The 23,658-nt window shown below is 71.5% G+C and carries 21 protein-coding genes and 1 tRNA gene; 4 read left to right on the top strand and 18 right to left on the bottom strand.

Going from position 1 to position 23,658, the window contains the following annotated elements:
• Positions 1–42: 42 nt before the first annotated feature.
• Positions 43–1,473, top strand: coding sequence for a tetratricopeptide repeat protein (locus ACWD26_RS14680; RefSeq protein WP_451269829.1), 1,431 nt, complete (start codon positions 43–45; stop codon positions 1,471–1,473).
• A 188-nt stretch (positions 1,474–1,661) separates the two neighbouring features.
• Here ACWD26_RS14680 and hppD read toward each other — a convergent pair whose 3' ends face one another.
• Positions 1,662–2,807, bottom strand: coding sequence for a 4-hydroxyphenylpyruvate dioxygenase (gene hppD, locus ACWD26_RS14675; RefSeq protein ID WP_451269827.1), 1,146 nt, complete (start codon positions 2,805–2,807; stop codon positions 1,662–1,664).
• A gap of 122 nt (positions 2,808–2,929) precedes the next feature.
• On the opposite strand from hppD, the gene ACWD26_RS14670 reads away from it, so the two are divergent.
• A complete protein-coding gene (locus tag ACWD26_RS14670) occupies positions 2,930–3,418 on the top strand; it encodes an Lrp/AsnC family transcriptional regulator (protein ID WP_451269825.1) in 489 nt (162 codons plus the stop codon).
• 45 nt (positions 3,419–3,463) lie between these two features.
• Here ACWD26_RS14670 and ACWD26_RS14665 read toward each other — a convergent pair whose 3' ends face one another.
• On the bottom strand, positions 3,464–4,264 hold the full coding sequence (locus ACWD26_RS14665; protein WP_451269823.1) for a S16 family serine protease: 801 nt from the start codon (positions 4,262–4,264) through the stop codon (positions 3,464–3,466).
• 211 nt (positions 4,265–4,475) lie between these two features.
• Entirely contained in the window at positions 4,476–4,952 is a 477-nt protein-coding gene (locus ACWD26_RS14660; protein ID WP_451269821.1) for a MarR family winged helix-turn-helix transcriptional regulator, read from the bottom strand.
• 93 nt (positions 4,953–5,045) lie between these two features.
• Between ACWD26_RS14660 and ACWD26_RS14655 the strand changes: the two genes are divergently transcribed.
• On the top strand, positions 5,046–5,876 hold the full coding sequence (locus ACWD26_RS14655) for an alpha/beta fold hydrolase (RefSeq protein ID WP_451269819.1): 831 nt from the start codon (positions 5,046–5,048) through the stop codon (positions 5,874–5,876).
• Positions 5,877–5,945: 69 nt separating this feature from the next.
• Here the strand turns inward: ACWD26_RS14655 and ACWD26_RS14650 are convergent, their stop codons facing one another.
• The 5 genes from ACWD26_RS14650 to ACWD26_RS14630 all read right to left on the bottom strand — a co-directional run bounded on the left by ACWD26_RS14650 (position 5,946) and on the right by ACWD26_RS14630 (position 11,043).
• Positions 5,946–6,587: an IclR family transcriptional regulator gene (locus ACWD26_RS14650; protein ID WP_451269817.1), complete on the bottom strand. Its 642-nt coding sequence runs from the start codon at positions 6,585–6,587 to the stop codon at positions 5,946–5,948.
• Between the two features lie 334 nt (positions 6,588–6,921).
• Positions 6,922–8,718 carry a DEAD/DEAH box helicase gene (locus tag ACWD26_RS14645; protein WP_451269815.1) on the bottom strand — a complete coding sequence of 599 codons (1,797 nt, stop codon included), beginning with the start codon at positions 8,716–8,718 and terminating at the stop codon, positions 6,922–6,924.
• Positions 8,719–8,883: 165 nt separating this feature from the next.
• Positions 8,884–9,264: a type II toxin-antitoxin system death-on-curing family toxin gene (locus ACWD26_RS14640; protein ID WP_451269814.1), complete on the bottom strand. Its 381-nt coding sequence runs from the start codon at positions 9,262–9,264 to the stop codon at positions 8,884–8,886.
• Positions 9,261–9,461: a ribbon-helix-helix protein, CopG family gene (locus ACWD26_RS14635; RefSeq protein WP_048821776.1), complete on the bottom strand. Its 201-nt coding sequence runs from the start codon at positions 9,459–9,461 to the stop codon at positions 9,261–9,263. The genes ACWD26_RS14640 and ACWD26_RS14635 overlap by 4 nt, the downstream gene beginning before the upstream one ends.
• Before the next feature lie 46 nt (positions 9,462–9,507).
• Positions 9,508–11,043, bottom strand: coding sequence for an MFS transporter (locus ACWD26_RS14630; RefSeq protein WP_451269812.1), 1,536 nt, complete (start codon positions 11,041–11,043; stop codon positions 9,508–9,510).
• Positions 11,044–11,255: 212 nt separating this feature from the next.
• On the opposite strand from ACWD26_RS14630, the gene ACWD26_RS14625 reads away from it, so the two are divergent.
• Positions 11,256–11,353 (top strand) — tRNA-OTHER (locus ACWD26_RS14625).
• On the opposite strand, the gene ACWD26_RS14620 is transcribed toward ACWD26_RS14625, so the two are convergent.
• From ACWD26_RS14620 to ACWD26_RS14575, 10 genes are all read right to left on the bottom strand, one after another.
• Positions 11,325–11,960: an SUKH-4 family immunity protein gene (locus tag ACWD26_RS14620; RefSeq protein WP_451269810.1), complete on the bottom strand. Its 636-nt coding sequence runs from the start codon at positions 11,958–11,960 to the stop codon at positions 11,325–11,327. The genes ACWD26_RS14625 and ACWD26_RS14620 overlap by 29 nt on opposite strands.
• Positions 11,961–12,119: 159 nt before the next feature.
• Positions 12,120–14,435: a xanthine dehydrogenase family protein molybdopterin-binding subunit gene (locus ACWD26_RS14615; protein WP_451269808.1), complete on the bottom strand. Its 2,316-nt coding sequence runs from the start codon at positions 14,433–14,435 to the stop codon at positions 12,120–12,122.
• A complete protein-coding gene (locus ACWD26_RS14610; protein ID WP_451269806.1) occupies positions 14,432–16,300 on the bottom strand; it encodes a 2Fe-2S iron-sulfur cluster-binding protein in 1,869 nt (622 codons plus the stop codon). The genes ACWD26_RS14615 and ACWD26_RS14610 overlap by 4 nt, the downstream gene beginning before the upstream one ends.
• Positions 16,297–17,190 carry an FAD binding domain-containing protein gene (locus ACWD26_RS14605; RefSeq protein ID WP_257564779.1) on the bottom strand — a complete coding sequence of 298 codons (894 nt, stop codon included), beginning with the start codon at positions 17,188–17,190 and terminating at the stop codon, positions 16,297–16,299. Before ACWD26_RS14605 ends, ACWD26_RS14610 begins: the two co-directional genes overlap by 4 nt.
• A gap of 288 nt (positions 17,191–17,478) precedes the next feature.
• On the bottom strand, positions 17,479–19,089 hold the full coding sequence (locus ACWD26_RS14600) for a beta-N-acetylhexosaminidase (protein ID WP_451269804.1): 1,611 nt from the start codon (positions 19,087–19,089) through the stop codon (positions 17,479–17,481).
• 15 nt (positions 19,090–19,104) lie between these two features.
• Positions 19,105–19,947 carry a carbohydrate ABC transporter permease gene (locus tag ACWD26_RS14595; RefSeq protein WP_451269802.1) on the bottom strand — a complete coding sequence of 281 codons (843 nt, stop codon included), beginning with the start codon at positions 19,945–19,947 and terminating at the stop codon, positions 19,105–19,107.
• The gene (locus ACWD26_RS14590; protein ID WP_451269800.1) at positions 19,944–20,924 is read right to left on the bottom strand and encodes a carbohydrate ABC transporter permease; all 981 of its coding nucleotides are present in this window, start codon (positions 20,922–20,924) and stop codon (positions 19,944–19,946) included. Before ACWD26_RS14590 ends, ACWD26_RS14595 begins: the two co-directional genes overlap by 4 nt.
• Positions 20,902–22,203 (bottom strand): extracellular solute-binding protein, encoded by a 1,302-nt coding sequence (locus tag ACWD26_RS14585; protein ID WP_451269798.1) that lies wholly within the window; start codon positions 22,201–22,203, stop codon positions 20,902–20,904. The genes ACWD26_RS14590 and ACWD26_RS14585 overlap by 23 nt, the downstream gene beginning before the upstream one ends.
• A 344-nt stretch (positions 22,204–22,547) precedes the next feature.
• Positions 22,548–22,835 (bottom strand): DUF3039 domain-containing protein, encoded by a 288-nt coding sequence (locus tag ACWD26_RS14580; protein WP_451269796.1) that lies wholly within the window; start codon positions 22,833–22,835, stop codon positions 22,548–22,550.
• Between the two features lie 29 nt (positions 22,836–22,864).
• A complete protein-coding gene (locus tag ACWD26_RS14575) occupies positions 22,865–23,437 on the bottom strand; it encodes a YqgE/AlgH family protein (protein WP_451269794.1) in 573 nt (190 codons plus the stop codon).
• Between the last annotated feature and the right edge of the window lie 221 nt (positions 23,438–23,658).

Raw genomic sequence — 23,658 nt, 5'->3', positions numbered from 1 at the left:
GGGTGCGGGATGTGGTCGTCGTATTGACGCACAGTGAGCGGCATGTCTGTGGAGAACGAGGAGCGGGCGGCGCGGCGGTGGGTGGCTCGGTGGGGGCGGGTGCCGGGGCAGGGGAAGCGGTCGGCGCGGGGGCGGAAGACGGCCGGTGCGGTGCTCGGGTGTGTGGTGCTCGGGGGTCTGCTGATGGTGGTGCCGTCGGACGGGGACGGCAGTGCGCCACAGGCTCGGGTGGTGGGCGCGGCGGGGCCGCAGAAGCGGGCGGGGGCGGGGACGGCGGTCAGGGCCGGGGTGCCCGGCGCACTGCCCGATCTGGCCGCGGCCGTCCGGGAACACGAGGCCCGGGTGCGGGCCCGTCCGCGTGACCACGCCTCCTGGGCCGTGCTGGGGGCCGCGTACACCGAGCGGGCCCGGTGGACCGGCGTCGTCGCCGACTACCCGAGGGCCGAACGTGCGCTGCACACGTCGCTGCGGCTGCGTCCGCACGGCAACGCCGACGCCCTCGACGGGCTGACCGCGCTCGCGAACGCCCGCCGCGACTTCCGGACGGCGGCATGGTGGGGCGAGGAGGCCGTACGGGTGGCGCCGGGGCGCTGGACCTCGTATGCGCTGCTCCTCGACGCGTACGACGGGCTCGGCCGGTACAAGGCGGTGCGCGGCACCCTGGCGAGGATGCTGGCCGTGGACTCCGGGCCGGCGGCGCGGGCGCGGGCCGCGCGGGTCCACTGGGACCAGGGCCGGCGGGAGGACGCGGCCGTGGCGCTCGCGGACGCGGCGGCTTCGGAGACGTCGGCGGCGGGGCCGTCGGCCGCGGGGGCCGCGTGGTGGGCGTGGGCCGGGGAGCTGGCCTGGGAGCGGGGGGAGCCGGAGGAGTCGTTGCGGTACTGCGAGGCCGCGGGGCGGTCGGCCGCCGGGGGCGAGCCCGACGCCGACGCGTGCCGGGGGCGGGCGCTGGCCGCGCTGGGACGGACGGCGGAGGGGGTGCGGGCGTACCGGGTGGCGCTGTCGCGGCGGCCGTCGGCTCACGTCGCGCTGCGGTTGGGGGAGTTGTACGAGTCGCTGGGGCGGGTGAGGGAGGCGCGGGAGCAGTACGGCGTGGTGCGGGCGCTGGTGGCGCGGTCCGCCGCGGCCGGGGTGAACGACTCGCTCGTCCTCGGGGCGCTCGAGGCGGACCACGGTGATCCGGAGGTGGCGGTGCGGGTGCTCCGTGCGGAGTGGAGACGACAGCCGGGTCTGCGGGTGGCGGACGCGTTGGGGTGGGCGTTGCACCGGGCCGGGGAGGACGAGGAGGCGCTGGGGTTCGCGCGGCGGGCGACCGACAGGGAGCGGGGTGGGCAGGTGCGCAGTGCGGTTTACGCGTATCACCGGGGGCGGATCGAGCAGGCCTTGGGCCTGGCGGCCCCGGCGCGGCGGCATCTGGCGGAGGCGCGGCGTCTGAACCCGTATCTCTTGGGGCGCGGGGGGATTTTCGCGTGAGGGCTCGGGAGGGGGGTGGTGCGGTGCGTTGGCGGGTGCGGGTGAGTGGGGGCTGGTCGCGCGGTTCCCCGCGCCCCTAAGAACCCCGGGCGCGCCCCATGCCGTCAAGGGGCGCGGGGAACTGCGCGAGCAACCACACACCACCCGCACCCGCCGACGAACCCGCACCCCCGTACTATCAGGCGCCCTCAGAGATTGCCGCGCATCTCCTGCTCCCTCTCGATCGCCTCGAACAGCGCCTTGAAGTTGCCCTTGCCGAACCCCATCGACCCGTGCCGCTCGATGATCTCGAAGAAGACCGTCGGCCGGTCCTGGACCGGCTTGGTGAAGATCTGCAGCAGATACCCGTCCTCGTCCCGGTCCGCGAGGATCTTCAGTTCGCGGAGCGTGTCGAGGGGGACGCGCGTGTCCCCGACCCACTCCCCCAGCGTGTCGTAGTACGAGTCCGGCGTGTTGAGGAACTCGACCCCGGCCGCCCGCATCGTCCGCACCGTCCGCACGATGTCGTTCGTGTTGAGCGCGATGTGCTGGACGCCCGCGCCGCGGTAGAACTCCAGGTACTCGTCGATCTGCGACTTCTTCTTGGCGATGGCGGGCTCGTTGATGGGGAACTTGACCTTCAGGGTCCCGTCCGCCACCACCTTCGACATCAGCGCGCTGTACTCGGTGGCGATGTCGTCGCCCACGAACTCCTTCATGTTCGTGAAGCCCATGACCCGGTGGTAGAACTCGACCCACTCGTTCATGCGCCCGAGCTCGACGTTGCCGACGCAGTGGTCGATGGCCTGGAAGGTGCGCTGGGCGGGCGGCTCGACGATGGGGTCGGCGGCGACGTAACCGGGGAGGTAGGGGCCGTCGTAGCCGGTGCGCTCGACGAGGGTGTGGCGGGTCGTGCCGTACGTGGCGATGGAGGCCAGGACGACCGTGCCGTGCTCGTCCTTCATCTCGTACGGCTCGGCGACGGAACGGGCGCCGTGTTCGATGGCGTAGGCGTACGCGCGTCGGGCGTCCGGGACCTCGATGGCGAGGTCGATGACGCCGTCGCCGTGCTCGGCGACGTGCTCGGCGAGGAAGTGGCCCCAGGTGGTGGCGGCCTTGACCACCGAGGTGAACACGAAGCGGGCCGAGCCGTTCTCCAGGACGTAGCTCGCCGTCTCGCGGCTGCCGGTCTCGGGGCCGGCGTAGGCGACGAGGCGCATGCCGAACGCGGTGGAGTAGTAGTGGGCGGCCTGCTTGGCGTTGCCCACGGCGAAGACGACAGCGTCCATTCCCTTGACCGGGAAGGGGTCTGCCTGCCGTGCGGCGTCGGGAACCTGGTGTGTGGTCTGCGTCATGGTCGCAGACTGCTCCGCCGCTGCAAGGTGCGCAACAGTTCGCGTTTCCCCTGGACATTTTGCATAGCCAGACTCGGATAATCGCAGGTGTTCTGTACAGGGTGACCACCGGGAGCGACCTCATGGCGATCGATCATCTGGACGGGCGGCTGATCGTCCTGCTCGCCCGCGAGCCGCGGATCGGCGTGCTGGAGATGTCACGGCGGCTGGGGGTCGCGCGGGGCACGGTGCAGGCCCGTCTCGACCGGCTTCAGTCGAACGGGGTCATCCGCGGGTTCGGGCCCCAGGTGGACCCGGCCGCGCTCGGCTACCCGGTGACGGCCTTCGCGACGCTGCAGATCAGGCAGGGGCAAGGGGCGGACGTACGGGCGCACTTGGCGACCGTGCCGGAGGTGCTGGAGCTGCACACGACCACCGGCAGCGGGGACATGCTGTGCCGGCTCGTGGCCCGTTCGAACGCTGATCTCCAGCGGGTGATCGACCGTGTCGTCGGTTTCGACGGCATCGTCCGGGCCGCCACGGCGATCGTCATGGAGAACCCCGTTCCGCTGCGGATCATCCCGCTGGTGGAGCAGGCGGCGATCGAAGGAGACCGGGAGACGACGGCCTAGCCCGACCCCGGGGGTGCGTGCCGCGCGAGGCGTGAGGGGGGTCGGTCAGCAGCTGGGGACCTTGCCCTTGCCCGACTCCAGCGCCACCAGGGAGCCGACCGCGCCCTTCAGGGTCGTCACCGGGATCAGCCGCATCCCCTTGGGCAGTTCGGCCTTCGCGTCCGCGCACTCGGCCTTGGGGACGAGGAAGACGGTGGCGCCGTCGCGGTGGGCGGCCTGGGTCTTGAGGGTGACCCCGCCGACCGCGCCGACCTTGCCCGCCGGGTCGATGGTCCCCGTACCGGCGATGACGCGGCCGCCCGTGAGGTCGCCGCCGCTGCCGTCGCCGTCGAGCTTGTCGATGATGCCGAGCGAGAAGAGCAGGCCCGCGCTGGGGCCGCCGACGTCCGCGAGGCGCAGGGTGACCGTGATGCCGTCGGAGTCCTCGCCGAGGTAGGTGAGGGCCGCCTCGGTGGCCGTGTCCTGGGACTGCTTCATCTCGGCCTCGTTGTACTCCTGGATCTCCTCGGTGGTGTCCCCGCTGGGGTAGACCGCGTCGCGCGGCATGACCGCCTGGTCCGTACGGAACCAGCCGTCGAGCACATCGCCCAGGCCGACGCGGGCGTCCGGGCCCGTCGCCTCGATCGTCGTCATCCGCAACTGGCCGCTCGTCCGCCGGGCCTCCGCGCCGGTGATCGTGATCACCGGCTCCCCCTTGTTCTCGCCCAGCACGTTCGCCGTCATTCCCGGCTGCGCCACGGAGAACGGCAACGGCGCGAAGGCCGCCGTGGCGAGCAGCCCCACGACGGGCAGGGCACAGACGGCTACGGCCACGGGACGCGAAAGGCTGGCGAGACGAGAGAGCACGGGATCAATCTAACGTGAGGGGTGGTTCCCGCCAGGGGCGGCCACCTGGGACGGGTCCGGCTCGGGCTCGGGCTCAGGGTCGGGCTCAGGGTCGGGCTCGGGCTCAGGGTCGGGCTCGGGCTCAGGGTCGGGCTCGGGCTCGGGGTCGGGCTCGGGCTCGGGGTCGAGGCAGCGTGCCGGCGTGCGTGGCCCGGCCGGAGACGGCGGCGCCTCAGTTGACGTCCACGTCCTCGAAGAGGTCGAGGAGATGTGTCAGCACCCGCACACAGGCGTCGACGTCGGCCGCCGTCAGGTCCCCGCCGGCCCGCTTCAGCAGCACGCTCTCCCGGGCGACCAGCGCGTCGATGGTCGTACGGCCGGTGTCGGTCAGCCGGATCAGGGAGGACCGCTGGTGCGCGGGGTTCGGGATGGCCTCGACGAGATCCCGCCCCGCCGCCTCGTTGACCATCCGCTGCACGAACTGCCTGCTCAGCGCCAGTGTGCGCCCCATCTGCGGCACGGTCATCGGCCGCCCGGCCATGTTCAGGAGCTCCAGGACCGCGCGTACGCCGACGGGGAAACCCTCCTTCGACTCCTTCAGCTCCAGCGCGCGGGTCGTCCGCCGATAGAGCGGCCCCAGGACGGCGAACACCTCGGACAACCGCCCGGCGAGCACGTCGGGCGGCAGCGGCTCATCGTTCTCTGTCACGCACTCATTGTCTTCCACGTCCTCCACCCTCCACTGCGGAACAGAGTGACAACTGGGTTGTCATATCTCGGGCAACATGACACCTTAGGTGTCATGACCGATACCTCGCAGGTCCTCACGCACACGTTTCAGTCCGACGACGGTCCGCTCGCCTATCAGGACGTCGGTTCGGGCACGCCGCTCGTGCTGCTGCACGGCGGCCTCACGGACCACCGCATGTGGCGTGACCTGGTCCCCGCCCTGGCGGCCGGCCACCGCGTCATCGCACCGGACGCCCGAGGGCACGGGTCCTCCGCCAACGCGAGCAAGCCGTTCCGCTTCACCGACGACCTCGCCGCGCTGCTGCGCCACCTGGACACGGGCCCGGCGGTCCTGATCGGTACGTCGATGGGCGGGGGCATCGCCGTCGACACGGCACTGGAGCACCCCGAGCTGGTACGGGCCCTCGTCGTCAGCGGCGTCGGCACCAGCGAGCCCGAGTACACGGACCCGTGGACCAAGGACAGCACCGCCCGGTACTACGGCGCGCTGATGTCCGGCGACCTCGAAGGCTGGCTCGACATCGTCGGCGAGGTGGTCGCCGGACCGTACCGGGCGGTCGACGACGTGGACCCCGACGTCGTGCGGCGCGTGCGGGAGATGAGCCTCGCCACCGCCCTCAAGCACACCGTCGGCGAGACCGACTGGCACGTCCCGGTCACCGACACCTGGGCCCGCGCCGCCACGATCACCGCCCCCACCCTCGCCGTCAACGGCGCCCTCGACGCCCCCGACCTCGTCACCATGGCCGAACGCCTGACCACGACGGTCGCCGCCCCGGGCCACGCCGTATCGATCGAGGGCACGGCCCACTACGTGAACATGGAACAGCCGGACACCTTCAACAAGCACCTACTGGAGTGGCTGAACACGCTGGACGACTAGGCGTACGGCGCGGGCAGCCGTGGCGCCGGTGAGCGCGACCCGGAGTCACTCCCGGAGTCACTCCCGGCGTCACCGAAGCGCGTCCGCCACCTCCCGCGCCGCGTCCATCACCCGCGGCCCCACCCGCTCCGGCACCGCGTCCGCCAGCATCACCACGCCGACACTGCCCTCGACCCCGGTCACGCCGAGCAGCGGCGCCGCGGCCCCGCTGGCCCCCGCCTCCAACTCCCCGTGCGTCAGCGCGTACCCGGGCCAGTCCCCCGGCTGCTGCCGCCCCGACAGAATCGCCCTCCCCGCGGCCCCCCGGTCCAACGCGTGCCGAAACCCGGCCCGGTACGCGACGTGGTAATCCGTCCACGTCGGTTCGACGACAGCCACGGCCAACGCCTCGGTGCCATCGACGAGCGTGAGATGCGCCGTGGCCCCGATGTCCTCGGCCAAGGACCGCAACGCCGGCAACGCGGCCTCCCGTACCAACGGATGCACCTGCCGCCCGAGCCGCAGCACCCCGAGCCCGACCCGGGCACGTCCACCCAGGTCACGCCGTACGAGGCAGTGCTGCTCCAGGGTGGCGAGCAGGCGGTACACCACCGTCCGGTTGACTCCGAGCTTGTTGGACAGCTCGGTGACGGTCAGCCCGTGATCGGTGTCGGCGAGGAGCTTGAGGACGCGTAGTCCCCGATCGAGGGTTTGAGAGGTCTCCGCGGTCACGACGCCCACTCCTTCTTGGTGAGGGCGGCGACCTCTGTCACGGCTGATGCGTCACCGGTCCCGTTCGGCGACGCGCTACAGAGGCCGCCGATCGGCTGAACCCGGTTGATCCGGGCGGAGTCGCTTCACGGCTGCGCTCCGCGGCGGCGCTGCCACGGGGCGTGTGCGTAGCGGGACAGTAGACGAGCGGGTTCGCTGAGCGGAAGACTCCGTCCAGAATCCGGGCAGTGTCCGGTACGGACTACTTCGCTTTGTCGCGATATATGCGGGCGCGCGACACGCGGCACACCCCCGAGCTCACCCTCACGCAACCCCAGAGCGCGCTCCCCCGGAGTCACTTCATCCGGGTCGCCCACTCCTGCACCTTGGCGATCCGCTGCCGCAGTTGCCCCGCCGTGGCCTCGGCACTCGGCGGTCCACCGCACACCCGCCGCACCTCGGTGTGGATGACACCGTGCGGCTTGCCGCTCTGATGGGAGTACGCGCCGACCATACCGTTGAGCTGTTTACGCAGCTCAAGCAGCTCCTTGTGGGTGACGACGGGCCGCCGGTCGGCCGGAAGTTCCACCAGATCGGCCTCGGCGTCCGGCTTCTTGCGGCTGTGCGCGATCTGCCGCGCCTGCCGCTTCTGCAGCAGCAACTGCACCTGGTCGGGCTCCAGCAGCCCGGGAATCCCGAGGTAGTCCTGCTCCTCCTCGCTCCCCGGGTGGGCCTGCATGCCGAACTCGGCGCCGTTGTACATGACCCGGTCGAACACGGCATCGGACTCGAGCGCCTCGAACGGCAGCATGTCCTGCTCGCCGGTGTCCTCGTCCTGCTGCTTCTCCGCCTCCTGGAGGAGCCTCTCCTCCTCGGCGTACGGGTCCTCCTCGCCCTCCTTCTTCGGCTTGTCGAGGGCGTGGTCCCGCTCCACCTCCATCTCGTTGGCGAAGGTGAGCAGGTCGGGCACGGTCGGCAGGAACACGGACGCGGTCTCGCCGCGCCGCCGGGACCGTACGAAACGCCCGACGGCCTGCGCGAAGAACAGCGGAGTCGAAATGGTGGTGGCGTAGACGCCCACAGCCAGCCGGGGCACGTCGACGCCCTCGGACACCATCCGCACCGCGACCATCCACCGGTCGGTGCTGTGACTGAACTCGTCGATACGGTCCGACGCCCCCGCGTCGTCCGACAGCACGAGCGTCGCGCTCGTGCCCGTGATCTCCCGGATCAGCTTGGCGTAGGCGCGCGCGGAGTCCTGGTCGGTGGCGATGACGAGGGCGCCGGCGTCCGGGATGGCCTTCCTGACCTCGGTGAGCCGCTGGTCGGCGGCGCGCAGCACGCTCGGCATCCACTCGCCGCGCGGATCGAGCGCGGTACGCCAGGCCTGGCTGATCGCGTCCTTGGTCATGGGCTCGCCGAGGCGCGCGGCGATCTCGTCGCCCGCCTTGGTCCGCCAGCGCATGTTGCCGCTGTAGGAGAGGAAGATGACGGGCCGCACGACGTTGTCGGCGAGGGCGTTGCCGTAGCCGTAGGTGTAGTCGGCGGAGGACCGCCGGATGCCGTCCGTCCCCTCCTCGTAGGTGACGAAGGGGATGGGGTTGGTGTCGGACCGGAAGGGCGTACCGGTGAGCGCGAGCCGGCGGGTGGCGGGCTCGAAGGCCTCCAGGCACGCCTCGCCCCAGGACTTGCTGTCACCGGCGTGGTGGATCTCGTCGAGGATGACGAGGGTCTTGCGCTGCTCACTGCGGTTGCGGTGCAGCATGGGCCGCACGCCCACACCCGCGTAGGTGACCGCGACCCCGTCGTACTCCTTGCTGAGCGGCCCCGCGCTGTACTCCGGGTCCAGCTTGATCCCTATCCGCGCCGCGGCCTCCGCCCACTGCTTCTTCAGATGCTCGGTGGGTGCCACGACCGTCACCTGCTGCACGACATGGTGGTGCAGCAGCCAGGACGCGAGCGTCAGCGCGAAGGTCGTCTTCCCGGCGCCCGGGGTCGCGACCGCGAGGAAGTCCCGCGGCTGCTCCTGGATGTACTTCTCCATCGCCGCCTGCTGCCAGGCACGCAGCTTGCTGGCGGTACCCCAGGGGGCACGGCCCGGGAAGGCGGGCGAGAGGTGGTGGTTCGAGGAGGAGGTGGCGGTGGTAGTCACGGTCTCCGGTGGGGGTCGAGCGGCTCGGCGGGCAGCCGGGGTGGCTCGCGCAGCGACGCGGACACCTCGGCTACGTATGACAACCGGGCCACCCTACCGGCGGCCCGGCCCTGCCAATACGCGAACTAGGCCGGGGCGTCCGGGGATGGGACCGAGGTCACATCGCTACTCGGCCAGGTCTCGCAGCGCCTCGGAAATGGCCTTGACCTCGTCGAGAGCGCCGGTCGAAACGGCGATGACCAGGCGCTCCGCCGCGTCGATGTCCGGCCGCAACTGCACCTCGTTCATCGCCAGGAAGACGACGCAGGACACCCAGGCCGTGCGTTTGTTCCCGTCGATGAAAGGGTGGTTGATCGCCAGCGACTGCAGGAGTGCGGCCGCCTTGTCGAACAGGTCGGTGTACGCCTCCTGCCCGAGCATCGAAGCAGAGGGGCGATGCACGGCTGATTCGAGCAGGCCGGCATCGCGCACGACTACGCCCTGGTCATCGACCGCTTGTTCGGCGATGGCCAGGACGTCCTCGGCCGACAGATAGACATGGGTCACTTCAGCCGCTCCAGCAGCTCGGCCCACTTGGCGGTCTGCTCCTTGGCGGCCTTGCGCACCAGCGCCTCGTGCGCCGTCCTGGCCAGGTAGTCATCCACGGCCCGCAGCAATATGGCATGCATGCTCGTGCCCTCCTCCTCGGCGCGCAGCTTCAGAGCTTCCGTCTGGTCGTCACGGAGACGCAGGTTCATAGCCATACCAAAACGGTACCACCAGCTGGGGTCAGATTGGTACCAAAGGCAGCTAGGGTGTGGGCTCCCTCAACCGCGTACTCACCCAAGCCCCCACCAGCGCCACCCCCGCCATCGGCAGGAACACCACGACGAAGGCGGCCGGGTGGGACGCGGCGCCGGTGGCCGTGGTGGACGTGTGGCCGACCGCGCCACCGCCGAGCGCGGCGAAGGCGGCGCCGCCCGCCGCGAGGAGGAGCGCGTTGGAGAGGCCGTCGGACATCTGGAGGGCGGCGGAGTTGGCGCCGGCCTCTTCGGGGGCGGAGAGGTGGAGCAACAGGACGCTGGTGGAGGAGATGACGAGACCCATCCCGAAGCAGCCGAAGCCCCATGCGACGGCCACGATCCACACCGGGACGGACTCGACCAGCACACTCGGCAGCGAGGCGATCGCCGCCGCGACCAGCACCATCCCCCACGTCATCAGCCGCTCCCGGTACGGCTCCACCGCCGCCCGCGCCTGCACCCACGAGCCCACCGCCCAGGCCCCGCCACCCGCCGCGAGCGAGAACCCGGCGAGCGTCGGCGACAGCCCCCGCTGCGTCACCAGCATCAGCGGCACGAACGACTCGGCCGCGACGAACGATCCCGCCGCCACCCCGCGCAGCAGCACCACGGACGGCAGCCCCCGCACCGCCCGGTACGTCCCCCGCGGCAACAGCCCCAGCACCGCCGGCACCAGCAGCGCCGCTCCCGCCACCGCCGGCACGAGCGACAGCCACCGCAGATCCTGAGCCGCGTACTGCAACAGCCCGGCGCCGAGCGCGACCGCGAGGGCGAGCCGGATACGCCGCCCGTCGAAGGCGGCAGCCTCAGCCGGAGCGGAATCGGCCGGGGCGGAGTCGGCCGGGACGGACGAGGACGAGGACGGCGAAGCCTGTGTCGTGGCCGCCCCTTCCACCGGCCCCGACGCCCTCCGCCGTATCTGCGGCAGCGCCAGGCCCAACGGCAGTACGACCAGCACGGGGATCCCCACGAACACCCAGCGCCAGCCCAGGTGTTCCGTGACCGTGCCGGCGGCAAGGGGGCCGACGACGGACGGGACGACCCAACTCGCCGCGAAGGCCGCCATGATCGACGGTCGCAGCCGCTCCGGGTACGCCCGCCCGACCACCACGTACAGCGCGACGACCACCAGCCCGCCACCGAGCCCCTGCACGGCCCGACCGAGAACGAAGAGCCACATCGCCCCGGCGGTCCCCGACAGCACCAACCCGGCCCCGAAGGCGGCGATCCCCGCCGACACCGCTCCGAGCGGCCCCCGCCGGTCCGCCCACTGCCCCGCCAGCACCATCCCGAACAGACTCGTCGTGAAGTACGCCGAGAACGCGAAGCCGTACGCCGAGATGCCGTCCAACTCCCGCGCCGCGACCGGCATCGCCGTTCCGACCGCCATCGCCTCGAACGCGATCAACAGCACGACGGAGACGATGCCGACACTGAGCGCCCGGTAGGAGCGGCCCAGCACCCCCTCCTCGTCCTCGGCGGTGACGGACGGGTCGGGAGGCGTCTGCGCGACGCCCGTGTCACGCGGTTCCAAGGCAGCCATGCCCGCCAGCGTAAGGGGCGTCAACGCCGTTCGCCCCTGTCCTGAGGTCTCCGCCGCCTGGGACCTTCGTCGTAGGCCCGCCGTTCATGAACGGCGTATGGCAGTCCCGTTGCAGCGCGCCCACCGCCCTTGAGGCGCCGCCCGAGCCCCGCCTACGGTCGACACATCGAGTTCGGAGCGCGAAGGCATCACCCGCCCAACGCTCCCGACACGACCGTGTGCCCGAGTGGTTCAGGGGGTCGCCTGCGCCACATCCATCAGCGAGCTCCGCTCGCGGGGACTTACGCGGGTTCGATTCCCGCCACGGTCTCCGGCAGGGCCGCGCAGGCCTCGTTCCGCAGGCGCTCCACCCAGCAACCCGTCGCCGTCTTCTCCCGCTTCTCGCGGTGCAGCAGCCACAGGGTGAAGGCGAGGGTGGAGATGTCCGCGTCGAGCGGCGTCAGGGCCGACTCGGGCTCGCTCCAGTTGAGAATCGCGCCGGTGGTGCCGTCGACGACGAGGCTGTTGCCCTCGACGAAGTGGCCGAGGCGTATCAAGTGGGCCGCCCTGGCGGGGAGTCGCTCGGGGGTGAACTCACCCGGGCGCTCGTTCGCGTGGTACTCGGCGAGGGTCGGCAGGGGGATGTCCGTGTCGAGCTGGAAGAAGCCGTGGTCCTCGGGCAGGCCCATGTCCCGCAGGAAGCGGCGGGTCGGCTCGTGGGTGAGCGTGGCCGGGAAGTCGAAGTCCTCGAAGCGCCACACCTTGCTCTGGCCGAACTCCTCGTCGAGGAGGAGGGCGGGCAGGTCCAGCGCCAGCCCCGACCGGGTGACCGGGCCCCCGGTCAGCACCGCCAGGTCGTTCAAGTGGTGCAGGTTGTTCAGGTTGTTCAGGTCGTTCAGGTCCGTCAGGCCCATTGTCCCCATCGTCATAGTGCTCATGGCTCCCCCCGGCACATGGTCCGCAGCGTGCTTCCCCCAGTGAGGACCCCCAGAGCCGCCGAACGGTTGTCGTCCCCACTGCCAAGAACCATACGCCGCCCCACTGACAACGCCCGACGTACGGACGAACACGCACCTCAGGGGCTACGCGGGGGCGGTCTACGCCCCCGTCACCACCGCCGCCTGCGGCCGGATCGGGAGGCGGTTCACGGGACGGCCCGTGGCCGCCCGTACCGCCGCCGCGATGGCCGCCGGAGAGGTGACGACCGGCACCGCGCTGGCCGCCTTCGCGCCGAAGGGGGCCACGACGTCCCGTTCCTCCACCAGTTTGACGATCTGGATGTCGGGGGTGTCTAGGGCGGTGGGCAGGGCGTAGCCCGTCAGGTCGGGGTGGCGGATCAGACCGCGGGGGGTGCGCAGGTTCTCGGTGAGCGCGATGCCGACGCCCTGGGTGACGCCCGCCTCGATCCGCGCGGTGAGCTGCGCCGGGTTGAGGATCCGGCCGACGTCCTGGGCGACGGCCAGCTCCACGACCCGTACCGAGCCGAGTTCGATGTCGACGTCCACCACGGCCCGGATCGCGCAGAAGGCCATGCCCACGAACGCGTCCCCCTGGCCGGCGCCGTCCAGCGGCTCGGTGGGGTGGGGGCGGCACTGGGCGGTGGCCCAGAGCTCCTTGCCGTCCAGCGCCTCCGCGACCGTGGTCGACAGGACGCCGTCGTACGACGTGATCTTGCCGTCGGTGATCTGCAGCAGCTCCGTGGACATGCCGAACTTGTGCGCGAGCGGTTGCAGCAGTTGGGTGCGGACCATCTTGGCCGCGCGTTCCACCGCGCCGCCGGAGACCCAGGTGTGGCGGCCTCGGCAGCTCGGGCCCGCCGGGGGCTGGTCGGTGTCGACCTGGGCGATGTGGACCTCGTCGATGCCGAGGGTCTCCTGGACGATCTGCCGGGCGAGGGTGGAGAAACCCTGGCCGGTGTCGACGGCGGCGCACAGGACGGTCGCGATGCCGTCGTGGACCTTCACGGTGGCGGTGGAGACCTCGTCCGCGCCCTCGGCGCCGAGCATGTGGACCATGCCGAGGCCGTAGCCGACACCACGGCGGACGGCACCCGGCTCGCCCGCGCCCTCGGGGCCGCCGGGCAGCAGCCACTCCTCCTCGGGGGTGTCCTTGGGGAGGTCCGGCAGCGGGAACTCCCGGACGGCCTGGAGGAGTTCGGCGACCGGCGCCGGGCAGGTCACCGACTGGCCCGTCGGCAGCACGTCGCCCGTGGACATCACGTTACGCATGCGCAGTTCCGCCGGCTCGATGCCCAGCTTCTTCGCCAGCTTGTCCATCTGGGCCTCGTACGCGGCGCACACCTGCATCGCGCCCTCGCCGCGCACATGGCCCGACGGCGGGTTGTTGGTGCGTACGGCCCAGCCCTCGATGAAGGCGTTCGGGACGACGTACGGGCCGCAGGCGAAGGAGACGGCGGCGGCCAGCGCCTCCGAGGAGGTGTCGGCGTACGCGCCCGCGTCCAGCAGGATCTGTGCCTCGACCTTGACCAGCCTGCCCTCGGCGTCCGCGTGGTGGCGGTAGCGCAGCAGGGTGGGGTGGCGGTGGGCGTGGCCCAGGAAGGACTCCTCGCGCGTGGCCGTCAGCTTGACCGGGCAGCCGGTCTTCAGGGCGAGCAGGCCGAGCGGGAGTTGGAAGCCCTGGTCCTCGCGGTCGGCGGTGGCGCCGGGGACACCGGTGACGACGATCTTGACGCGGTCGGGGGCCAGGCCGTAGCAGGCGGCGGCGGCGGCGCGGTCGGTGTGCGGGTCGGTGGAGGCGACGTACAGCTCGACTCCGCCGTCGGGGCGGGGCACGGCGAGGCCGGCCTCGGCGCCGATGGGGGCCGGGTCGGCGCGGCCGATGCGGTACTGGCCCTCGACGACGATCTCGCCGGCCGCGTTCGGGTCGCCGTGGCGCAGCGGGATGTGGCGGATCAGGTTGCCGTCGGGGTGCAGGGGCTCGGCCTCGAAGGCCTGCTCCGGGTCGATCACCGGGTCGAGCACCTCGTACTCGACGATGACGGCGGCGGCGGCCATCCGCGCGGTGTCCGGGTGGTCGGCGGCGACGGCCGCGAGGGGCTCGCCGTGGTGGCGCACGACCTCGGAGGCGAACAGCGGCCGGTCGGCCTTGCCGCGGCCGTGCAGGGCGGCGCCCGGCACGTCCTCGTGGGTGACGACGGCCCGTACGCCGGGCATCTCGCGCGCGTGGGACGTGTCGATGGACACGATGCGCGCGTGCGGGTGCGGCGAGCGGAGCACGGCGGCCCACAGCAGGCCCTCGGCCCACAGGTCGGCCGCGTACGGGAAGGTGCCCTCCGACTTGGCGCGCGCGTCGGCGGACGGCAGCGACGCGCCCAGGCCGTGCGGCAGTTGCTCGGACGCGGGCGCGGCCTCCCCGGGGCCCGCCGGCGTCGCGATGATGGTTTCGTTGCTCACGCCTGGCCTCCGTCCTGGCCGAACGACCGGCCCTGACCGCCGTACGAGTCGTCCTGACCGCCGTACGAGTCGTCCTGGGCGCCGAAGGACTGCCCCTGACCGCCGTACGTGTCGCCCTGACCGCCGAAGGACTGGCCCTGGCCGCCGTACGTGTCGCCCTGACCGCCGAAGGACTGGCCCTGACCGCCGTACGAGTCGTCCTGGGCGCCGAAGGACTGCCCCTGACTGCCGTAGGTGTCACCCTGCCTGCCGAAGGACTGGCCCTGCCCGCCGTACGAGTCGTCCTGACCCGGGAACGACAGGCCCTGGCCGCCGTAGGACCGGTCGGGGTCGTGCGGTGCTGTCGGGGGCGCTCCCTGGGCTTCGTACGCCGCCGTGTTGACGCCGCCCGCGCCGGGGCCCGCCTGGTGCGGGATGCGTGCCTCGTCGGTGTCCGCGCCGGCCTCGTTCTCGGCGGCGGCGTGCGCCTCGCGTTCGGCGACGACCTCGCGGACGGCCGACAGGACGCCCCGGTAGCCGGAGCAGCGGCAGAGGTTGCCGCAGAGCGCCTGGCGGGTCTCCAGGTCGGTGGGCGCGGGGTTGCCCTCCAGCAGGTCGTGCACGGTCATCGCCATGCCGGGCACGCAGAAACCGCACTGCACGGCACCGCACCGGGCGAGGGCCCGCTGCACGTCCGAGGGCCGGCCGTCGGCGGCGAGGCCCTCGACGGTGCGCACCTCGCTGCCCGCGGCGGTGACGGAGGGGACCAGGCAGGAGGCGACGAGCCTGCCGTCGACCTGCACGTTGCAGGCGCCGCACTCGCCCTGGGAGCAGCCGTCCTTGGCGCCCGCGAGGCCGAGCCGCTCCCGCAGCACGTAGAGCAGGGACTCGCCGATCCAGGCGTCGGTGACGGGCCGTTCGGTGCCGTTGACGCGCAGGACGTACGAGGCGAGGGGGTGGTCGTCCTGCGGGGGCGCGGTCGGGGCGGGCTCGTCGGCCGGGGCGGGCTCGCCGTCGGTCCCGGCCTCGGTCTCGGCGGCCTCGGGGGTGTCGGACGCGTCGTCGGCGACGGACGTTTCGGGGGCCGCGTCCGAGTCCGGCGGGCCCGCGGCCTCCGCGGTGGCCTCACCGACCGCCTCAGCGGGCTCGTGGGCGGCCTCGGGGGCCTCCTCGGCGGTCTCGGGGCCCGGATCGCCGTACGCCTCTCCAGGGGCCGCGGAGGGCTCCTCACGGGCCTCCGCCGTCCCGCCCGGCGCGGTGTCCCCGGCCGGCCGCTCCCCGGCCTCGTGCTCCTCGGTCCGGGCCGGAGGCGGCGGCGCGGTCCACGCCGTGCCGATCTGCTCGGTCGCCCAGGGCGCGGGGGCGCCGCCGGGGAGGGTGGCGGGCGGGGTGCCGCCCCACTGCTCGACGAGCGCGGAGGTGCTGAACTCCCCGGATTCGTCCGGAAGATCACCCCCGGCGACCGGAATCGACCACTCGCCGGTCACGTCATGACCGGGAGCGGCGCCTTCCTGGGCGGCCGGCTCCTCGAACGTCCACTGTCCGGTCGAGCCCGGGTTGTATGTGAACCCGTCCTGCGCCGGGGGCTGCGGCTGCCCGGCGTTCGGGTCGTGCCACTCGGCGCCCCCGGCCGGCATCCCCCACTCGCCCGGGGCGGACGGGTCGGTTCCGGCGGTGGTGGCCGGGTTGGCCGCTATGGGCGGCGGCACATAGCCGTGGCCGGGCGCGGCGAGCGGGCTGTCGGCGGCGAGGAGCGCGTCGATGCCCCCTTCGGGGAGCTGGACGAAGGTGGTGGCGCCGTCGTCGTAGTCGCCCTGCGGCAGCCGCTCCCAGCCGCCCTGGCCCCCCTGCTGCGGGGTGCCCTCTCCGTGCTGGTCGTCGGTCACGACAGTGCCCTCCCCAGTGCTCGTCGGGCCAGCGCGGCGACGGTGCGCCGCAGGTGCAGTACGGCGGGCGGAAGCGGTGGTACGGAGCCGTCGACTTCGGGGGCCGGGTCCGGGATGCAGGCGGCGGCGACGTACTCGCCGAAGGCCTGGAGCGCCTCGGGCACGAGGGTGCGCTCGCCGTCCCAGTCGATCAGCTGACCGACCCACGCCTCGGCGTCCAGCGGGCGCAGCGGCATCGGCGCTATGGCGCCGACGGCGCACCGCACCCCGCGCCGGGCGGGATCGAGGACGAGGGCGACGGAGGCGACCGCGCGGCCGGGGCCGGTGCGGCCGGTGGCCTTCAGGAAGACCTGGGGCGCGTGCAGCAGCGGCACGCGCACGAACCCGATGAGTTCACCGGGGCGCAGCATCTCCATGCCGGCCAGCAGATGGGAGACGGGCATCTCACGGCGGGCCCCGCCCGGGCCCGCGATGATCAGCGTCGCCTCCAGGGCGGCCAGCACGGGCAGCGCGTCCCCGGTGGGGGCGGCCGTCGCGATGTTGCCGCCGAGGGTGCCGGCGTTGCGGATCTGCGGTGGTCCGGCGGCGCGCGCGGCCGCCGCGAGCGCCGGGATGAGCGCCGCGAAGTCCGGGCGCCCCATCCGGGCGTGCGTCAGTCCGGCGCCGAGCAGGGCGTGTCCGTCCTGGTACTGCCAGCCGCGGATCTCGCTGATCTTGCCGAGGCCGACGAGTGCGGCCGGCCTGAGCTGCCCGGAGTTGACCGCGGCCATGAGGTCCGTGCCGCCCGCCACCGGAACCGCCCAGGGCATGGCGGCGAGGGCCGCCACGGCCTCGTCCAGCGAGCCGGGCAGGGTCACGGCCTGCGCCGCCTGCGGTGCGTGCGTGGTCAAACCGGCTGCCCCTTCCCGCTGCCCCACCTGGTCCGCCTGTGTTGCCGTACCGTACGTGCTGACAGGGCGGACGTGGCAACTCTGGCACATTCTCGCGAGGCCCGAACGCGGGGGTCCGCCAGGAGGCATTCGCCCACCTCACCCGAGAGAGGGTCCGTTTTGCCACGCCTTCACCAATAGGCGTGAATTGACACCCTCCGGTGACTCTTGCGCCTCTTGCACCTCTCGTTCACCATGCGGCCACCGTCGCAGGGCACGCGCTTTCCGTCCTACGGCTTCGCGGTCGTCTCACACGTTCGGGGGCGTTCCCTCGATCGGGCGTCCGAGCACCCCGGGTCGCCGCTGCCACGGGCGCGGGCCCGAAGGCGGCCGATAACCGACCCCCAGGGCGTCAAGTCGCCGGTAATGGGCCCTCATCCGGCGTTCGAAGTCCGCGAAGTCACGCTCGGCGGGCGCCGGCAGCCGGCTCCAGGCCACTTCGGCGAAGGCCGCCAGGCGCGGGAACGTCTGGTAGTCCACGCGCGCGGGGTCCTCCATGACCTCGGTCCACACGTTGGCCTGGGTGCCCAGCACGTGCCGTGCCTCCTCGGGCGTCAACTCCGGTGGAACCGGCTCGAACCGGAAGACGTCCTCCAGGGTGCGTACGTAGCCGATGGGCACCGGCTCGTTGGGGCCGCCGTCCTGACGGTGGTCCAGGTACACCTGCTGCTCGGGGCACATGACCACGTCGTGTCCCGCGCGGGCCGCCGTGATGCCGCCCGCGTAGCCCCGCCAGGACGACACGGCCGCCCCCGGCGCCAGGCCGCCCTGCAGGATCTCGTCCCATCCGATCAGGCGACGCCCGCGCGCGGTCAGCCAGTTGTCGAAGTGCCGGATGAACCAGGACTGCAACTCGTCCTCGTCCGCGAGCCCCAGCTCCCGGATGCGCGCCTGCGCGGTGGCCGACTCCTTCCACTGGTCCTTGGGGCACTCGTCGCCGCCGATGTGCACGAAGGCCGAGGGAAAGAGGTCCAGGACTTCCTCCAGGACCCCCTCGTAGAAGCGCAAAGTGTTGTCAGTGGGGGCGAGTACGTTCTCGCTGATGCCCCAGGTGTCCCAGACGGTGAGGGAGGTCGTGTCGATGACGTCGGTGTTGCCCAGTTCCGGATACGCGGCGATGGCGGCCTGGCTGTGTCCGGGGATATCGATCTCGGGGACCACGGTGATATGCCGCTCGGCGGCGTACGCGACGATCTCGCGGAGGTCGTCGCGCGTGTAGTAACCCCCGTGCGGCTTCTCCTCCCAGAGGGGCGAGGCCCGGTGGCCGAATTTCGTACGGGCCCGCCACGATCCGACCTCCGTCAGCCTCGGGTAGCGCTCGATCTCGATCCGCCAGCCCTGGTCGTCCGTCAGGTGGAAGTGGAGGACGTTGAGTTTGTGCGCGGCCATCAGGTCCAGGTGGCGCAGCACCTGGTCCTTGGGGAGAAAGTGCCGGGCGACGTCGAGCATGAGGCCGCGCCAGGAGAAGCGGGGGGAGTCCCGGATCTCCGTCAGGGGCAGCCGCCACGTACGGCCGGGAAGGGGTGCCCGCCGGAACGCGTCGGGGCCGAGAAGCTGGCGCAGCGTCTGGGCTCCCCAGAAGACACCGGCGGGCGAGCCGCCCTGGATGTGGACGCCGTGGGGGGCGATGACCAGGCGGTAGGCCTCGGCGTCGAGTCCGGGCCGGACGGAGAGATGGAGGACGTCGTACTCGTCCCCCTTCTTGGGCGGCAGCGCGAGCCCGGTCGCCGCGCCGAGCGTCGAGCGCAGCCAGCGCGCGGTGCCCTCGGTGCCCGGCCCGGCCTCGATCCCGAAGCCGTCGCCGATGTCGAGGAAGCCCGTGGCCCGCTCCATCTGGTGAGGTACCGGAATGAGATCCATGAATGATCAGACCTTTCAGTCCTTGACCGCGCCGCCGAGCCCGGACACCAGGCGCCGCTGTACGAGTACGAAGAAGATCAGCACCGGAATCGTCATCACCGTGGAGGCCGCCATCACGCCGCCCCAGTCGGGCTCGTCCGGCTTGTAGAAGACGAGCAGGGCCATCGGCAGAGTGGACTGCGACGTGTCGCTGATGATGAACGACTTGGCGAACAGGAAGTCGTTCCAGGCCGAGATGAAGGAGAAGACGCTGGTGGCCACCAGCCCCGGGAAGACGAGCGGGAAAAGGATCTGCCAGAGGAATCGGGAACGGCTCGCCCCGTCGAGGTAGGCGGCCTCCTCCAGGGCCTCCGGTACGGCCTTCACGAAGCCCCGCAGCATCCAGATCGCGAAGGGCAGCGAGAAGGCGATATGGGGCAGGATCAGCGAACCCAGGGTGTTGAGTTGGCCGAAGTCCCGCATCTGGAAGAAGAGGGGGATGGTCAGTGCCTCCACGGGCACCATCTGAGCCACCAGGAACATGATCAACAAGGTGGTGCGGAAACGGAAGCGGAATCGGGTGACCGCCGTCGCCGCGAGAAAGGCGATCAGCGCGGAGGCCACCACCACCGTGCAGGCGACGACAAGGCTGTTGACGAAGTACCGGCCGAATTCCTGCTGTCCGAAGACCCGCCGGAAGGAATCCAGCGTCGGCGCGAGCGTCCAGGGCCGGGGTTCGGTCGACTCGATCTCACCCGCCGGCTTGAAGGCGCTCAGCGCCATCCAGTAAAGGGGGAACGCCACCACGGCCGCGATGACCAGGGCGGATGCCTCCGCGGCGAGCCGCCAGGGCCGGCGTACGAAACCCGGAGAATTCACAGCTCCTCCCCTTGTCTGCGCAGCAGTCGCAAATACACCAGGGTGACCGCCAGCAGAATCACCAGCATCACCACGCCGATCGCGGAGCCGAGGCTGTACTGGGAGGACGCGAAGGCCTTCTGGTAGGCGTACACGTTCAGTACGAGGTTCTGGCCCGCGATACCGCCGCCGCCCGTCATCACATAGATCTGGGTGAAGACCTTGAAGTCCCAGATGATCGACTGGATGGTGACGACGACGAGGATCGGGCGGAGGATCGGCGCGAGGACCGACCGCCAGATCCGCCACTGCGAGGCACCGTCCAGGGCCGCGGCCTCCAGTACCTCCGACGGTACGGCGCGGATGCCCGCGTAGACGGTCACCATCACGAACGGGAAGGAGCACCAGACCACTTCGAGCAGGACGAGGAAGAAGGCGCTGTAACGCCCGTACGTCCAGGAGTGATCGCCGAGGCCCAGGATCCGGTTGACCGGGCCGAAGTCGGGGTCGAACAGCAGCAGCCACACCGTGGAGCCGGTGATCGCCGGGGTCGCCCACGCGCCGAGCGCGGCCAGCATCAGGGCGAGCCGGGGCACGGCCCGTACTCGTGTCAGCAGCACGGCGAGCGCGCACCCGACGGCGAGCGTGGACACCACGCACGCCGCCGCGAACACGACCGTGGCGAGCAGCACCCGCCAGAACTCGGCGTCCCCGAACAGTTCGGCGTAGTTCCCGAACCCTTGGAAGGTGGTCGGTTCCCCGCCACTGACCTGAGCCTGGGTGTACTCGAAGAACGAGATCAGGCCCAGCTGATAGACCGGATAAACGAGCAGCCCACCGAGGACGACGAGCGTGGGGGCGAGATAGAGCCAGGGGGTGGCGCCCCGACAGGGGCGCGGGGAACCGCGCGACGAGCCACGACGAACCCGCACCCGCCGACGCTCAGCACCCCCCACCCCCTCAGGCACCCCCCGCTCAACCGGCGGAGCCGAACGCATCGTTCATCTGCTTCGCCGCGTCCTTCGACGCCTCGGCCACGTCCTTCTTGCCGCTGACGACCTCCTGGAACATCGTCGGCAGCACCAGCGACGCGTCGATCTGCGCCCACGCCGGCGACACGGGCACGAACTTCGTCCCGGACGACAGCGTCTTCACGAACGGGGCGATGAACGGCTCCTCCTTGGCCGCCTCGGCCCGCACGTCCGTGTACGTCGGCAGGAAGCCCATCGCGTCGAAGAGCTCGCCCTGGGTCTCCTTGGACGCCAGCCGCTTCATCAGGTCGACGGCGAGGGTGCGGTGCGTGGTGCTCTTCAGTACGCCGATGTTGTTGCCGCCCGCGAACGCCGGCGCCACCGAGCCGGACTTCACCCCCGGCAGCGGTACGACCGCGTACTTGCCCTTGACCTTGCCGGCCTCCACGGCCGCGTGGCTGAAGTCGCCGCCGATCGCCATGCCCGCCTTGCCCGCGGCGAACGCGGTGACCGTGTCGTTGCCGCCCATGCTCGCGCACTTGGCGGCGGGGCAGTTGTCGTCGCCGAAGAGCGAGGTGTACGCCTCGATGCCCTTCTGGGCGGCCGCGCTGTCGATGGTCGAGGCGTAGGAGCCGCCCTTGCCCTCGGCTATCTCGCCGCCGTTGGCCCAGACGAAGGGCATGGCGCCGTACGTGTAGGCGCCGCCGACGACGAGGCCGTACAGGTCCGGCTTGGCGGCACGGATCTGCTTGGCGGTGGTGGCCAGCTCGTCCATCGTCTTCGGGGCTTCGAGGCCGAGTTCGTCGAAGACGTCGGTGCGGTAGTACAGGGCGCGTACGCCCACGAAGAAGGGCGCGCCGTAGATCTTGCCGTCGACCGTCACGGAGGTCCTGGCGGTCGGGTCGGAGTCCTTGGCCTCGGACCAGTCGTTGAACGCCGTGGTGACGTCGGCGAGTCCGCCGTCCTTCACATAGCCGGCCGTGTCGGTGTTGCCGTACTCGATGACGTCCGGGGCGCTCTTCGGGTCGTTGAAGGCGGCCTTGATGCGCTGGGCGCGGGTCTCGACGGGGATGTACTCGACCTTCACCTTCGCGCCGTCGTGCGCCTTCTCGAAGGACGCGACCACCTGGTCGACGACCTTCTGCTTCGGCTCGTTGCTCACCTCCTGGAAGAGCCAGACTCGGAGGGTGCCGGTCTGCTCGTCCTCGCCGGAGGAGGAGTTCTCGGAGGTCTGAGGAGCGCAGGCGGTCAGCCCCGCGAGGGCCAGGGCCGCTACGGGCGCGGCGAGTCGGGCGACGAGCTTCATGGAACGGATCCTCCGGAGGGGGGAGCGGAGCGTTGCATTCTCTGCAACGGACGTTCTGCTCTACACAACACACCGGAGGCTATGGAGTACATGAACATGACCACAAGAGGTCTCAACCACCTTGTGATCCGGGGAAGCGTTCTGTGCAACGGGGCGCGACAAAGCTCGGGGGTACAGGTACGTCGGCGAGTGCGGGTGGTCTGTGGTTGTTCGCGCAGTTCCCCACGCCCCTAAAAGACAGGGGCTGCGCCCCGTGCTTTCAAGGGGCGCGGGGAAACTGCGCGACCAGCCCCCACGCGCCGCACTCGCCGACGTACCCGTACCCCCGAGCCGGAGGCGCCCCGTTACTTCTTGCCGTCGCCCTTGCCGCCCTGGTCGCCGCCGGCGCCGAGGGACTCGAAGATCTCCTTGCACATGGGGCACACGGGGTACTTCTTCGGGTCACGGCCCGGGACCCACACCTTGCCGCACAACGCCACGACGGGCGTGCCGTCGAGGGCGCTCGCCATGATCTTGTCCTTCTGGACGTAGTGGGCGAAGCGCTCGTGGTCACCATCGCCGTGCGACGTCTGCGGCGTCGGTTCGACGAGGGTCCCCGTACCAGTACCGCGCTCGGGCTCAAGAGTGCTCATGACGCCAAGGGTACTGAAGCTCACGGACATCAGTTGAGCGAAGGGTCGTCCGGGTAGGTGGCCACCATCGCGAGTTCGCTGCGCTGGCGGCGCAGGACCTCGCGCCAGAGTCTCTCCGGGCTGGGCGAGGAGACGTCGCCGGGTTCGGACTCGACGACGTACCAGGCCCCCTCCACCAGTTCGTCCTCCAACTGGCCGGGACCCCAGCCCGCGTACCCGGCGAAGATGCGCAGCGAGCCGAGCGCGGAGGCCAGCAGCTCCGGCGGGGCCTCCAGGTCGACGAGGCCGATCGCGCCGTGGACGCGCTTCCAGCCGAGCGGCGCCCGGTCGACGGAACCGCCGCCGGGTATCACCGCGACCCCGAGCGCCGCGTCCAGCTGCACCGGGCCGCCCTGGAAGACGACACCGGGTTCACCGGCGAGTTCCGCCCAGCCCTCCAGGATGTCGCCGACATCCACCGGGGTCGGGCGGTTGAGGACCACCCCGAGCGAGCCCTCCTCGTCGTGGTCGAGGAGCAGCACCACCGCGCGGTCGAAGTTCGGGTCCGCCAGGGCGGGCGTGGCCACGAGCAGCCGCCCTGTGAGCGAGGACACCTCGGTCATGCCAGACATGATCCCGCATCCTGCCCGCGCGCGGGGAGCCAATGCCGGTAGCGAGGTGAATGCAGCTCACGGCGCAGGCAAGCGACTGGGGCGTACGGCCGTCACGGTGACCCCCTGTGGCCGGTGGTGAACGGTTCGTGTTGTGGCGAACCCATGACGTGGCTGAGAAGTACTCGGGCTTACGGAAGGGGGGTGGGCGGCGATTACGCTAGCTCTCCGGC

The organism is Streptomyces sp. NPDC002787 (assembly GCF_053592095.1).
This window is presented reverse-complemented; position numbering and strand designations above follow the sequence as displayed.